Annotated in this window: 10 protein-coding genes; 2 read left to right on the forward strand and 8 right to left on the reverse strand. The window is 69.7% G+C overall.

All coding sequences use genetic code 11. From position 1 onward, the window contains the following. Nucleotides 1–5: 5 nt before the first annotated feature. The 3 genes from ctaC to AC2DGY_RS09925 form a co-directional block, all read right to left on the reverse strand. Nucleotides 6–893 (reverse strand): aa3-type cytochrome oxidase subunit II, encoded by an 888-nt coding sequence (gene ctaC, locus AC2DGY_RS09915; protein ID WP_484509525.1) that lies wholly within the window; start codon nucleotides 891–893, stop codon nucleotides 6–8. Between the two features lie 172 nt (nucleotides 894–1,065). Continuing rightward, entirely contained in the window at nucleotides 1,066–1,431 is a 366-nt protein-coding gene (locus AC2DGY_RS09920) for a HesB/IscA family protein (protein WP_484509526.1), read from the reverse strand. 94 nt (nucleotides 1,432–1,525) lie between these two features. Next, on the reverse strand, nucleotides 1,526–2,920 hold the full coding sequence (locus tag AC2DGY_RS09925; protein WP_484509527.1) for a M20/M25/M40 family metallo-hydrolase: 1,395 nt from the start codon (nucleotides 2,918–2,920) through the stop codon (nucleotides 1,526–1,528). A gap of 46 nt (nucleotides 2,921–2,966) precedes the next feature. Between AC2DGY_RS09925 and AC2DGY_RS09930 the strand changes: the two genes are divergently transcribed. After that, nucleotides 2,967–3,533, forward strand: coding sequence for a DUF3043 domain-containing protein (locus AC2DGY_RS09930; protein ID WP_484509528.1), 567 nt, complete (start codon nucleotides 2,967–2,969; stop codon nucleotides 3,531–3,533). A gap of 148 nt (nucleotides 3,534–3,681) precedes the next feature. Here the strand turns inward: AC2DGY_RS09930 and AC2DGY_RS09935 are convergent, their stop codons facing one another. The 5 genes from AC2DGY_RS09935 to dnaE form a co-directional block, all read right to left on the reverse strand. Then, nucleotides 3,682–4,695: a quinone-dependent dihydroorotate dehydrogenase gene (locus AC2DGY_RS09935; RefSeq protein WP_484509529.1), complete on the reverse strand. Its 1,014-nt coding sequence runs from the start codon at nucleotides 4,693–4,695 to the stop codon at nucleotides 3,682–3,684. Nucleotides 4,696–4,727: 32 nt separating this feature from the next. Continuing rightward, a complete protein-coding gene (gene nrdR / locus AC2DGY_RS09940; RefSeq protein WP_484509530.1) occupies nucleotides 4,728–5,216 on the reverse strand; it encodes a transcriptional regulator NrdR in 489 nt (162 codons plus the stop codon). A gap of 25 nt (nucleotides 5,217–5,241) precedes the next feature. Beyond that, on the reverse strand, nucleotides 5,242–6,570 hold the full coding sequence (gene hisD, locus AC2DGY_RS09945; RefSeq protein ID WP_484509531.1) for a histidinol dehydrogenase: 1,329 nt from the start codon (nucleotides 6,568–6,570) through the stop codon (nucleotides 5,242–5,244). Between the two features lie 20 nt (nucleotides 6,571–6,590). After that, nucleotides 6,591–7,748: a hypothetical protein gene (locus AC2DGY_RS09950; protein WP_484509532.1), complete on the reverse strand. Its 1,158-nt coding sequence runs from the start codon at nucleotides 7,746–7,748 to the stop codon at nucleotides 6,591–6,593. 100 nt (nucleotides 7,749–7,848) lie between these two features. Next, entirely contained in the window at nucleotides 7,849–11,313 is a 3,465-nt protein-coding gene (gene dnaE, locus AC2DGY_RS09955) for a DNA polymerase III subunit alpha (protein ID WP_484509999.1), read from the reverse strand. Nucleotides 11,314–11,579: 266 nt separating this feature from the next. Between dnaE and AC2DGY_RS09960 the strand changes: the two genes are divergently transcribed. Beyond that, nucleotides 11,580–14,165 carry a CocE/NonD family hydrolase gene (locus tag AC2DGY_RS09960; protein ID WP_484509533.1) on the forward strand — a complete coding sequence of 862 codons (2,586 nt, stop codon included), beginning with the start codon at nucleotides 11,580–11,582 and terminating at the stop codon, nucleotides 14,163–14,165. The last annotated feature ends 37 nt before the right edge of the window (nucleotides 14,166–14,202 follow it).

Raw genomic sequence — 14,202 nt, forward strand, 5'->3', positions numbered from 1 at the left:
CTCGCTTAACCTTCCTCGGCGCGGCCGAACCCGGTGTTGCCCCGGAGTCGGTCATAGGCCTCGTCGATGTCACCGGTCTGTCCCGAGGCGCGGAGCGTGTCGAGGTAGTCCTCGTACTCCGCGTCGCTGACGACCTTGACGTTGAACAGCATGGCGGAGTGGTACTCGCCGCACAGTTCGGCGCACTTGCCGGCGTAGGTGCCCTCGCGGGTGGGCGTGAACGACCAGTAGTTGTCGCGCCCGATGTACATGTCCTTCTTGTACAGGAAGTCGATGACCCAGAAGGAGTGCGCGACATCGCGCGACTGCAGCTCGATCTGCACCGTCCTGTCCACCGGCAGGTAGAGGGTGGGCAGCGCGTCCTGGTCGACGGTGCCGTCGCCCTCGGGCACGGCCTGCACGCCCATGGTCCACACGGCGTCGGAGGCGTCCTCGGCCTCGCCGTTGTACTGGAAGTCCCATGCCCACTGCTTGCCGTAGGCGGTGATCGACACCTCGGGGTCTTCGTACTGGTCCTCGAGGATGTCCTGGTCGCGCGCGGTGAAGGCGAAGAATCCGACGACGAGGATCAGCGGCACGACCGTGTAGAAGATCTCGATCGGCATGTTGTAGCGCAGCTGCACCGGAAGGCCCGACTGGCCTTTACGACGGCGGTACGCGATGGCGGCCCAGAGCATGAGCCCCCAGGTGACCAGGCCCACGACCAGAAGCACGATCCAGGAGTTGACCCACAGCCCGGCGACCATGTCGACGCGGTTCGTGGTGGGGACGCCGTCTTCCTGGAACCCCGGCAGGTAGCCGTGGAGCTGGGTCGGGCTGCAGCCGGCGAGCACTGCTGCCGTGGCGATCCCAACCGGAAGGAAGGCCCAGCGGAGGCGGCGTTTCGAGGGCACGGTGCACCTTTCCGGACGTGAATGTTGCTCGTTCAGTCTAGGGCAAGCTCTCATGCTTCTCAGGACAACCGCTCAGCCGCGAAAACGCGAAAACCCGCGGGACGAGGCGAAAGTCGCTCGCGTACCGCGGGTTCTGGCGTGTCGGTCCGGGCTCGGCCCGGGCCGCGTCAGATCAGTGGAAGCTGTCGCCGCAGGCGCAGCTGCCGGCAGCGTTGGGGTTGTCGATCGTGAACCCCTGCTCCGAGATGGTGTCCTTGAAGTCGATGGTCGCCCCGTCCAGGTACGGCACGCTCATGTCGTCGACGATGACCTCGACGCCGCCGAAGTCGACGGCCTTGTCACCATCGAGGTAGCGCTCGTCGAAGTAGAGCTGGTAGATGAGCCCGGAGCATCCGCCGGGCTGCACGGCCACGCGGAGACGGAGGTCGTCGCGCCCTTCCTGGTCGAGAAGGTTCTTGATCTTCAGAGCGGCGGCGTCGGTGAGCCCGACCCCGTGCTCGCGGACGGTCTGGTCGGTGGACAGCGCGGTGTCGGTCATGACATCCCCCTCTTCATCGGAGCGCGTCGCGGTTCGGACACGATGATTCTACGCCGCCCGGCGCGAGCGCGCCCCGCCGCCGCATCCGCGCGTCTCACACGGTGCGCGCGTCGAGGCTCTCCAGGAGCAGCGCCTCGGCGGCCACCGCGTGCCGGAAGGTGTCCAGGTGCAGCGACTCATTCGGGCTGTGTGCACGCGAGTTGGGGTCTTCCACGCCCGTGACGAGGATCTGGGCTTCGGGGAATTCGCGGACGAGGTCGGCGATGAAGGGGATCGACCCGCCGACACCGACGTCGATGCTCGGGACGCCGTACCCCTCTTCGAAGGCCCGGCGCACGTCCTCGACGGCCCACCCGCCGGTGTCGACGAGGAAGCCGTCGCCGCAGTCGACGTCGGAGAAGGTCAGCTCGGCACCGAAGGGCGCGCGCTCTCGCAGGTGCGCCTGAATCGCCTCGAACGCCTCGACGGCGGGTTGGCCGGGCGCCACGCGGGCGCTCACCACGACCGTGATCTCGGGCGCCAGGGTGTTGGATGCGGCGGCAACGCTGGTCGCGTCGATGCCGGTGACCGTGATCGAGGGCTGGTTCCAGATGCGACTGAGGATCGCGTCGCGTCCGATGGGCGTGACGCCCTCGAGCAGCCCGGCTTCGCCCCGCAACGTCTCCTCGGTGTACTCGGGGGTCGCCGCATCCCGGATCGAAAGTCCCGGCACGGCGACCGCGCCCTCGTCGTCCCACAGGGTCGCGAGGAGCTTCACGGTCGCGAGCATGGCGTCGGGCGCCGCTCCCCCGAACATCCCGGAGTGCGACGCGTGGTCGAGGGTCCGCACCCGCAGGGTGAAGCGGGCATTCCCCCGGAGCGACACCGTGAGACCCGGGGTGCGCTCGTCCCAGTTGCCCGAGTCGGCCACGACGATCGCGTCCGCGCGCAGCGCGTCGGCGTTGTCGGCGAGGAACTGGCCGAATGAGCGCGAGCCGTACTCCTCCTCACCCTCGATGAACACGGCGACACCGAGGTCGACGTCCCGCCCGAGCGCCTCGATCAGCGCGCGAAGAGCCGCGACATGAGCCATGACCCCGGCCTTGTCATCGGCGGCCCCGCGGCCGTACAGACGGCCGTCGCGCACGGTCGGCTCGAAGGGGGGCGTCTCCCACAGCGCCTCGTCGCCGGCGGGCTGCACGTCGTGGTGGGCGTACAGCAGGACCGTGGGCCGGCCGTTGCGGGCGGCGCGGGTGGCCAGGACGGCCGGTTGCCCGTGCTCGTCGGTGCCGGGGATCGCGGCGGTCTTCACCTCGACGCTGTCGAAGAACTCCAGTCCGCGGAAGAGTTCCGCCACCGCCTCGGCGCTGCGGGCGATCTGCGCCTGGTCGAAGGCGGGCCACGCGACGGAGGGGATGCGCACGAGGGACCCGAGATCGGCCAGTGCGGAGGGGATCACGGATGCTGCGGCTGCGCGCACAGCATCTCTGCGGGAGTGTTCGGGGGTCATGCGAGTAATCTTAGAGAGCCCCATCCACTGTCTGCCGAGGTTCCCCGTGGCCAAGACCCCCGTCCCCGCGTCCAACGACGCCCCCGTCGACCCTGCCCGTTCGGGCAAGGGACGTGCGACTCCGACGCGTGCCGAGCGGGAGGCCGCACGCAAGCGCCCGCTCGTCGCTGACACCAAGGAGGCGAAGGCCCGCGCTCGCGCCGAGCTGGCAGCGCGCCGCGAGAAGGCGCGGCTGGGGATGGCGGCCGGGGACGACCGCTACCTGCCGGTGCGCGACAAGGGTCCGCAGCGGCGCTTCGCGCGTGACTTCGTCGACTCGGGCTGGCACCTGGGCGAGGGCGTCATGCCCTTCATGGTGCTCGTGATCGTGGCGACCATCATCCCCGTGCCGATGTTCCAGTACTGGGCGTTCGTCGCCCTGTGGATCTTCGTCCTCTTCGTCATCGGCGACATGATCATCACGTCGATCCGCGTCAAGCGCGCCGCCCGGGAGAAGTTCGGTGCCGACCGCATGGAGAAGGGCCTCGGGTGGTACTCCGCCATGCGGACGGTCCAGATGCGCTTCATGCGTCTCCCCAAGCCGCAGGTCAAGCGCGGCCAGCACCCCGCCTGACCGCCCGGGCCGCCCGCGGCCCGACCGCGAGACTGCACGCTGCCGACGAGGCAGCGGCATTATGTCGCACTCTCGTCGGCAGGCTGCGGTCTCGCGGACCCGAGTCGTGCGTGGAGCGGAGGGGCGTCGTGCGTGGAGCGGAGGGGCGTCAGAGGCCGCGGTTGATCTGGCGGGCCCAGAGCGGGCCGCGGTACAGGAACGCGGTGTAGCCCTGCACGAGGGTCGCGCCGGCGTCCAGGCGCTCCCGCACATCGGCGGCGGTCTCGACCCCGCCGGCGGAGATGACGACGAACTCCGGCGGCACCACGGCGCGCACGAGGCGCAGCACGGCCATCGCGCGCAGCTTCAGCGGGGCGCCGGACAGGCCACCCTCCCCCGCCGCCGCGACGATCGCCGGCGGCGTGCGCAGACCCTCGCGCGAGATCGTGGTGTTCGTGGCGATGAGCCCCGCGAGTCCCAGGTCCACGGCGAGGCGGGCGATCGCCTGCACCTCATCGTCGTCGAGGTCGGGTGAGATCTTCACCAGCAGGGGGGTCGACCCCGCGGCATCCCGCACCGCCGTCAGCAGGGGGCGCAACGTGTCGAGCGCCTGGAGCCCGCGGAGACCCGGCGTGTTCGGTGACGAGACGTTCACCCCGAGATAGTCGGCCAGCGGCGCGAGCAGCCGCGTGCTGCGGACGTAGTCGGCGGTGGCCTCTGCGACTTCGACCACGCGACTCTTGCCGATGTTCACCCCGATGACCGGGCGGATGCGCCGCCGCCGCAGCCGCTCGAGGCGCCGGGCCGCAGCCTCGGCCCCGCCGTTGTTGAACCCCATCCGGTTCACCACGGCGCGGTCGGCGACGAGGCGGAAGAGCCGGGGGCGAGGGTTGCCCGGCTGCGGGATCGCGGTGACCGTGCCGACCTCGACGTGCCCGAAGCCGAGAGCGTGAAGCCCCGGCACCATCCGCACGTCCTTGTCGAAACCCGCGGCGACGCCGAAGGGCGAGTCGAACGTCTCGCCCAGCGCCTCGATGCGCAGCCCTGGGCGGGGTGCGGTGAAGCGCCGAGCCACCCATGAGAACGGGGGGACTCCCAGGAGGCGGATGACCGGGACGGCCAGGTGGTGCGCACGTTCGGGGTCGATCCGCGACAGTACGAGGCGGAAAAGCAGCGGGTACATCCCCGCCAGCCTAGGCCCCCCGGGACGGAGCGCTACTCTGCGACGCCGGCCGGTTCGTCGGCGGCTCGGCGGGCGGAGTGATCGGCGCGCAGCAGCCCGATCGCGGACTCGAAGTCTTCGAGCGATTCGAACCCCTGGTAGACGCTCGCGAAGCGGAGGTAGGCGACCTCGTCCAGCTCGCGCAGCGGCCCGAGGATCGCCAGGCCGATCTCGTTCGCCTCGATCTGCGAGGCGCCGGTCTGACGCACGGTCTCCTCGACGCTCTGCGCCAGCATCGCCAGGTCGGCCTCGGTGACCGGTCGGCCCTGACAGGCCTTCCGCACTCCCGCCATCACCTTCTCGCGGCTGAAGGGCTCGATGACGCCGGAGCGCTTGATGATGTTGAGACTGGCCGTCTCCACGGTCGAGAAGCGGCCCCCGCACTCGGGGCACTGACGGCGGCGACGGATGCTGAGACCGTCGTCGCTCGTGCGGGAATCGATGACGCGGGAGTCGGGGTGGCGACAGAACGGGCAGTGCATGGCATCGACAGACTACGCGACGACGTCAGTCCTCGCGCGGTTCCTGGGCCTGCCGGGGGGCGAAACGCGCCACGACCGCCTCGCCGTGCGCGGGCAGCGCCTCCGCCTCGGCGAGGGCCACGATCCCTTCGCGCACCGCTGCCAGGGCGTCGCGGTCGTATTCGATCACCTGCTGCGGGCGCAGGAACGTCGCCGCTGAGAGCCCCGCGGCGTATCGCGCCTGCCCGCCCGTGGGCAGCACGTGGTTGCTTCCGGCCAGGTAGTCGCCGAGGCTCACGGGCGAGTAGGGCCCCACGAAGACGGCGCCGGCGTGGACGAACAACTCGGGGCGGGGGTCGGCCAGGTGCAGTTCGAGGTGTTCCGGGGCGTAGGCATTGCTGAACGCGGCGGCGCCGTCCAGATCGTCCACCAGGACGATGGCGGACTGCGGACCGGTCAGCGCTGCGCGCACCCGCGCGGTGTGACGGGTCTGCGCCGCGCGCTCGGCCACCGCATCCGCCACGGCCGCTGCCATCGCGGGCGACTCGGTCACCAGGACCGCGGAGGCCTGCTCGTCGTGTTCGGCCTGGCTCACGAGGTCGGCGGCGACCAGCACCGGATCGGCGCTGTCGTCGGCGACGACGAGGATCTCGGTCGCGCCGGCCTCGGCGTCCGTGCCCACCCGACCGGCGACGGCGCGTTTGGCGGCCGCGACGAAGTTGTTGCCGGGCCCGGTGACGACATCGACCGGCTCCAGCCCCAGGGAGGCCACCCCGTACGCGAACGCGCCGATGGCCCCGGCGCCGCCCATCGCGTAGACCTCGGTGATGCCCAGCAGGTGCGCCGCGGCGAGGATGACGGGGTGCACACGCCCGTCGAACTCGCGCTGCGGCGGCGAGGCCAGCGCGACCTCCCCCACCCCGGCGACCTGGGCGGGCACCACGTTCATCACGACGCTCGAGGGGTAGACCGCCTTCCCCCCGGGCACGTACACGCCCACCCGGCGCACCGGTTGCCACCGCTGGGTGACGAGCGCCCCGGGGCCGAGGTGGGTCGTCACCGGCGGCGGCACCTGCGCCGCGGAGGCATCCCGGACGCGGCGGATGGCTTCTTCCAGCGCCGCGCGCACGGCCGGGCTCAGCGAAGCGGCGGCCTCGGACAGCTGCTCCGCCGGGACGCGCACGTCGTGGCCGGAGACCCTATCGAACCGCTCGGCTTGCTCGCGCAACGCCGTCTCGCCGCGCTGTGCCACGTCGGCAACGATCGCCGCGGCCGTCGTGAGAGCCTCGTCACGGGCCGCGACGGCACGCGGGACGGCGTCGAGGAGATCGGCCGTCGTCAGATTCCGACCGCGCAGGTCGATGGTGCGGAGCATCCGTCCAGGCTACCGGCGGCTCAGCCGCGCGTGACCCCGGTCACGTCGTGGAGGTAGCCCACCCGGCCGTCCTCGTGGCGGATGACGAAGACCTCACCGCGGTCCTCGATCACCAGCGCCCACGCGGTGGGACCGATGCGGAACAGCGGGTTGCCGTAGTCGTCGACCACGTCGCGCTCGACGGGAACGAGCGCCCAGAACGCCTGCACCTGCGGCGGAGCGGCCTGCGCGGAGGTGACGGTCTCGTCCGCCATCGACCACTCGCGCGTCTGCGGCTCCTGCGCGGCAGGCTCCTGCGCGGCAGGCTCCTCGCGGAGAGGGGCGAAGACGTCCGTGTCGTACGAACCGGTGTCACCGGACGTACCGGCGGGCGAGGGGGCCGGTGAGGCGGAACCGGTGCCGTACGCACCGGTGCCGTACGCACCGGTGTCGTAGGCCGTGGTCTGCGGTGCCCCGGAGGGGACGGCTGCGGCCTCGACGGGAGCAGGGGCAGCGGCAGGCGCAGGCCGCTCGCGCGCGGGGCGCTGGGTCACCGGCCGGACGGGGCGGGCATTGCGGTGCGCGGGCGTTTCGCGACGGCCCTGGAAGTCCTGCTCCAGCACCGGGATGATCGGCGCGAAGACGGTCAGCACGACGCCGGCGAGCATGAGCACGACTTCGACCCACACCACCCAGGAGCGGGTCCAGAACCCGGTCTCCATCACGATCGCGATCGTCTCCCACAGCTCGGTGAGCCAGACCAGCGCCGCCACGGAGAAGGCGACCGAGGCGAACTGGTCGATGGCGAGGGACCCCACTCGGCGAATGCCCTCGGGAGAGAGGCGACGGAGGACCAGGAGGAACACGGCGACGGTCGGCAGGCCGATCGTCGCGATCCAGGACAGGCCCGACACCCACACGTTGTCGCCACCGAAGAGCGGCCGCGCGTTGCCCTCCACGATGTTGAGCGGGAAGAACGAGACGATGAAGGCCACGAGCCAGACGCCCACGAGGGCGACCTCGCGGATCGAGAACGGACCCACGCCGTACTGCGGCGGGGTCTCCTGCTCGGAGGCGGTCGGAGCCTCGTCGTGCTCGGCGGCGGTGCGAGCCGCGTCGTGCTCGGCGGCGGTGCGAGCCGCGTCGTCGGCAGCGGGGGCGCGGGCGATGGTGGTGTCGTCCAGTTCGGCGTCAGTCACGATGTTCCTCTCAAGGGGGCGGGGACGATCCTACCGAGGGTCGCCGACGCATCCCAGGCAGGCGCCGGTGCATTGACAGGGCTTACGCAGATCCGGCACATCAGCCAAGGCAGTTCGGGCCGAGCAGACCCTTGAGCTCGCCGTACAGATCGGCGGTCACCCGCACGGGATGCGGGACGTCGAACACCTTCGCGGTGCCGCCCTTGTGGAGTTTGAGCGTCACCTCGGTGTCGCCGCGGTGACGGTGCAGAGTCTGGAGAAGCTCGCTCACGAGGTCTTCGCTGGCGCGTTGCTCGGGCATCAACAGCACCAGCGGGCCCGAGTCATCCATCGACCCCAGATCCGGCGAGAACGCCGACTGGGCGTGCAGGTTCAGACCGTCATCGCGCCGGGACACCCTGCCGCGGACCACGAGGATGGCGTCGGCCTGCAGGACCGGGGAGAACTCCTGGTAGGTCTTCCCCATGAACATCACGGTGACCTCGCCGTTGAAGTCTTCGACGGTGATCATGCCGTAGGGGTTGCCGCTCTGCTTGGCGACGCGGTGCTGCACGCTGGTGACCAGTCCCGCGATGGTGACCTGGTCGCCGTCCTGCACGTCGTCGGACGAGAGCAGGTCGTGGATGCTGGTGGACGCGTGCTTGGCGAGGGAGACCTCGAGGCCGGCCAGCGGGTGGTCGGAGACGTAGAGACCGAGCATCTCGCGCTCGAAGGCGAGCTTGTCCTTCTTGGTCCACTCCGGCCGGTCGGGCACCTTGGCGTCCAGCTGCGGTTCGTCCCACAGCGAGTCGAAGTCGAAACCGACCTCGCCGTTGGCCTCCCGCCGCTTGTCGAGCACGGCCCCCTCGGTCGCGTCCTCGTGGATCTCCAGAAGCGCCCGGCGCGTCGCCCCGAGCGAGTCGAAAGCGCCGGCCTTGATGAGCGATTCCACCGTGCGCTTGTTCGCCACGTGTAACGGCGCCTTGGCCAAGAAGTCATGGAACGAGGTGAAGGCGACCGCCTGCCGCGCCGCGACGATCCCGTCGACGACGTTCGCACCGACGTTGCGTACCGCGCCGAGGCCGAAGCGGATGTCTTCTCCGACGGCGGCGAAATACCGGATCGACTGGTTCACGTCGGGTGGGAGCACCTGGATCCCCATGCGGCGGCACTCGTTCAGGTAGACCGCCATCTTGTCCTTGGAGTCGCCGACGCTGGTGAGCAGCGCCGCCATGTACTCGGCGGGATAGTGGGACTTCAGATAGGCCGTCCAGTAGGAGACCAGTCCGTACGCCGCGGAGTGCGCCTTGTTGAAGGCGTAGTCGGAGAACGGGAGGAGGATGTCCCACAGAGCCTTGATCGCCGCTTCCCCGAAGCCGCGCTCCACCATGCCGCCGTGGAAGCCCTCGTACTGCTTGTCCAGCTCCGACTTCTTCTTCTTGCCCATCGCGCGACGGAGAATGTCGGCCTGGCCGAGCGAGAACCCCGCCACCCGCTGGGCGATGGCCATCACCTGCTCCTGATAGATGATCAGGCCGTGGGTGGCCTCGAGGATCTCCTTGAGCGGCTCTTCGAGCTCGGGATGGATCGGCGTGATCTCCTGCTGGCCGTTCTTGCGCAGCGCGTAGTTGATGTGGGAGTTCGCCCCCATGGGCCCGGGGCGGTACAGCGCGATGACGGCCGAGATGTCTTCGAAGTTGTCGGGCTTCATCAACCGCAGGAGCGACCGCATCGGGCCGCCGTCGAGCTGGAACACCCCGAGCGTGTCACCGCGGGAGAGCAGTTCATAGGAGTCCGCGTCGTCGAGCGGGAGGTCTTCCAGGACGAGCTTCTCGCCGCGGTTGGCCTCGATGTTGTCGACGGCGTCGTTGATGATCGTGAGGTTGCGAAGCCCGAGGAAGTCCATCTTGATGAGGCCGAGGGACTCGCACGCGGGATAGTCGAACTGCGTGACGATCTGGCCGTCCTGCTCGCGGCGCATGATCGGGATGATGTCGATGAGCGGTTCGCTCGACATGATCACGCCCGCCGCGTGCACACCCCACTGACGCTTGAGGTTCTCGAGGCCGACGGCGGTGTCGAAGACCGTCTTGGCTTCGGTGTCGGTCTCGATGAGGGTCCGGAACTCCGCGGCCTCCTTGAAGCGCGGGTGCTCCTTGTCGAACATGCCGTCCAGCGGCATGTCTTTCCCCATCACGGCCGGGGGCATCGCCTTGGTGAGCTTCTCCCCCATGCTGAACGGGAAACCCAGCACGCGGCCGGCATCCTTGAGGGCCTGCTTCGCCTTGATCGTGCCGTAGGTCACGATCTGCGCGACGCGTTCGTCGCCGTACTTCTCGGTGACGTACTGGATGACCTCGCCGCGGCGACGGTCGTCGAAGTCGACGTCGAAGTCGGGCATCGACACGCGATCGGGGTTGAGGAAGCGCTCGAAGATGAGGCCGTGCCGCAGCGGATCGAGGTCGGTGATCCGCATCGCGTAGGCAGCCATCGACCCGGCCCCCGAGCCACGGCCGGGGCCGACCCGGATGCCGTGGTCCTTGGCCCAGTTGATGAAGTCGGCGACCACGAGGAAGTAACCGGGGAAGCCCATCTGCGTGATGACGCCGGTCTCGTATTCGGCCTGCGTGCGCACCTCGGCGGGGATGCCGTCGGGGTAACGGAACTCCAGCCCCTTCTCGACCTCCTTGATGAACCACGACTCCTCGGTCTCTCCGGCCGGGACCGGGAAGCGGGGCATGTAGTTCGCGGAGGTGTTGAACTCGACGTCGCAGCGCTCGGCGATCAGCAGTGTGTTGTCGCAGGCCTCCGGGTGGTCGCGGAAGATCTGCCGCATCTCGGCGGGAGACTTCACGTAGTACCCGTCGCCGTCGAACTTGAACCGCTTGGGGTCGTCCAGCGTGGACCCCGACTGCACGCACAGAAGCGCCGCGTGGCTCGTGGCGTCGTGCTGGTGGGTGTAGTGCAGGTCGTTGGTGCCGACGAGCGGGATGTTCAGGTCTTTGGCGATCTTCAGGAGATCGCTCATGACCCGACGCTCGATCGACAGCCCGTGATCCATGATCTCGGCGAAGTAGTTCTCCTTGCCGAAGATGTCCTGGAACTCGGCCGCCGCGGCACGCGCCGCGTCGTACTGGCCGAGCCGCAGCCGCGTCTGCACCTCCCCTGAGGGGCAACCGGTGGTCGCGATGAGCCCCTTCGAGTAGGTCTGCAGCAGCTCGCGGTCCATGCGCGGCTTGAAGTAGTAGCCCTCGATCGAGGCCCTGCTGGAGAGGCGGAAGAGGTTGTGCATCCCCTCGGTGGTCTCGGACAGCAGGGTCATGTGCGTGTAGGCGCCCGAACCCGAGACGTCGTCGTTGCTCTGCTCGGGCGTGCCCCAGCGCACGCGCGCCTTGTCTGCGCGGTGGGTACCCGGGGTCACGTACGCCTCGATGCCGATGATCGGCTTGATTCCGGCATCCTTCGCGGTCTTGTAGAACTCGTACGCCGCGAACGTGTTGCCGTGATCGGTCACCGCGATCGCCGGCATGCCCTGCCGGACGGCCTCCTGGACCATCGGGCCGATACGCGCGGCGCCGTCGAGCATCGAGTACTCGCTGTGGACATGCAGGTGAGCGAAGGAGTCGGATGCCACGCATCGAGTCTACGAGCGCCCTCGGACACGGGCTGCTCCGCAACGCGCTCGCCGCGCGCGCGCATTGTCCCTGCGTCGTGTTACGGGCAGCGACGCGTTCTTCAGTGACCGGTTACGGTTTCGTGACGCCCGACCGGCGAACATAACGGTCTGGTCACGTTTCCGCAGAGGGGCGCTGCGGGGACATCGGCGCCCCGGCGCGGCGTTATGAATTGGTTATGGAATTATTACGAAATGCGCCCCCCGCGCGGCCACATCGACGCACTGTCCCCCGCAGGATCACCGCCGCGGCCATCGCCGTCGGCATCGCCGCCACGCTCGTGGCACCGGCCACGGCTGCCACCGCCGCGCCCGTGCCCGCACCCACCCCCATCGTCGGAACGTCGACGCAGCCGGTTTTCGAGTACGCCGAAGCGATCCGTGAGCGCGTGTACATCCCCGTCGAGGGCGTCGACCAGGACCGCGACGGGGTGACCGACCGCACGGCCATCGACATCGTCCGTCCGGACGTGGACCCCGCGACGCTCGCGGTACCCGCCATCATCGACCCCAGCCCGTACTTCACCACCGTCGGGCGCGGTAACGAATCGCAGAAGCTGTCGGATCAGGACGGCGACGGCGTGACCGATCTGTTCCCGCTGTTCTACGACAACTACTTCGTCCCCCGCGGGTACGCCGTCATCCACGCACAGATGAACGGCACGGGGTTCTCCACCGGCTGCCCCCTGCACGGCGGCTCCGGCGACATCGCGAGCATGAAGGTCGTCATCGACTGGCTGCAGGGCCGCGTCCCCGGATTCGACGCCGCGGGCGACCCCGTCACCGCCGACTGGCACAACGGCCGGGCGGGCATGATCGGCAAGTCCTACGACGGCACCCTCGCCAACGGCGTCGCCGCCACCGGCGTCGACGGGCTCTCGACGATCGTCCCGATCGATGCCATCAGCGAGTGGTACCGCTACTCGCGGACCAACGGCATCCGGCACAACACCGACTATCCCGCGAGCCTGTCGAGCAACGTCACGAACGAGGATCGTCGCGCGGTGTGCGCGCCGACCCGGGACGAGATGAACGCGATCGACGGCGACGAGACCGGCGACATCAACGCGTTCTGGCAGGAGCGCGACTACCGCGCCGACGCGGACAAGGTGCGCGCGTCCGTGTTCGCCGTGCACGGCCTGAATGACGACAACGTGCGGATGAGTCAATTCGCCGAGTACTGGGACGCCCTGGGCGCCAGCGACGTCCCGCGGAAGGTATGGCTGCCGCGCGTGGGTCACGTCGATCCGTTCGACTTCCGCCGCGAGGTATGGGTCGACACGCTGCACCGCTGGTTCGACTACTGGCTGTACGGCCTGGAGAACGGCATCATGTCGGAGCCGCAGTCCACGGTCGAATCCGACCCCGCCGTCTACCTGGACGAGGTCTCCTGGCCCGCGCCGGGTGCCGAGCAGGTCGATGTCCATGTCACCGGGCAGCCGGGGACGGAAGGCTCGCTCGCCCTGGCGCCGACGGAGGGAGCGACCACCATCGCCTTCACCGGCCCCGGCAACAGCCCGAACGAAACCGCGCTGATCACCGGCCCCGAGGGTCAGCAGTCCTCCCGGCTGGTCATGCTGTCCGAGCCGCTCGAACAGGACCTGCGCATCTCCGGCACCCCCACCGTCCGCCTCGACGCGTCGCTGAGCCAGGAGCAGACGAATCTCGGCGCGCTGCTGGTCGACTACAGCACCGCCGCCCGGACACCCCGTGGCACCGGGGACGGAGTGCAGAACCTCGCCACGCGCACCTGCTGGGGTGGCGCCAGCGCGTTCGACAACGCGTGCTACCTCGAGGTGGAGCGACGGTCGGCCACCACCGATTTCTGGCGCGTCTCACGCGGCGTGCTGGACTCATCCAACCGCGACACCCTGGTCGACGGCCAGGCGACGCCGGTGGTCCCCGGGCAGATGTACGGATTCGACTGGACGCTGGAGCCGTACGACTACACGTTCCGCGCCGGCAGCCGCATCGGCCTGGTCCTGACGACCAACATGTCCGGGTTCGTCGCAGGATCCCCGGGAGCCACCGTCACGATCGACGCGACGAGCAGTTCCCTCGTTCTGCCGGTGGTCGGCGGCCTCGACGCCGCCGCACGCTCGGGCGCGTTCGGAGCTCCGGCGCCGGTCACCCTGAGCTTCGACGTCGGCGGTCAGGGGACGGCACCAGCCGCCCAAGAGGTCGCGTACGGCAGCGCGCCGACGGCCCCGGCCGACCCGACCGCCGACGGCCTGGGCTTCGGCGGCTGGTACGCGGATGCCGCGCTCACCACGCCGTTCGACTTCTCGTCGCCGCTGACGGCCAGCACCACCGCCTATGCGCGGTGGCTCACCGTCGCCGAACGCATCGCGTCGATCGAACTCGAGATGAGCGCCCCGTCGGTGCCGCAGGGCGGCACTCTGACGGCGACGGTCGAGGGCTTCGACGCCGACGGCGAGAGCCTCGGTGATGTCACGTCGTTGGCGGTTCTCACCAGTTCCGTGGCGACGGATGTCTTCTCGGGGAACACGGTCAGCTTCCCGCAGGCGAGCCCGCACACGATCACGGCGACGGTGAACGGCCTGACCTCGAGCGTCACCGTGGAGGTCATCCCCGCGGACACCCCGGTGACGGACGAGCGTGAGGGCGGCGTGGGAGCCATCGCGTCCGGTCTCGCCGCCACCGGCGGCGGAGCGCTCGCGCTCGTCGGCCTCACCGCCGCCGCCGCGCTGCTCGTCGTCGGAGCCGTGCTCCTGACGGCGCGCCGGAGGCGACGCCTGAGCTGAGCCGGATCGGGGGTGGGGACCGGCTCGGTCCCCACCC

Source organism: Microbacterium sp. Z6_144 (assembly GCF_057197625.1).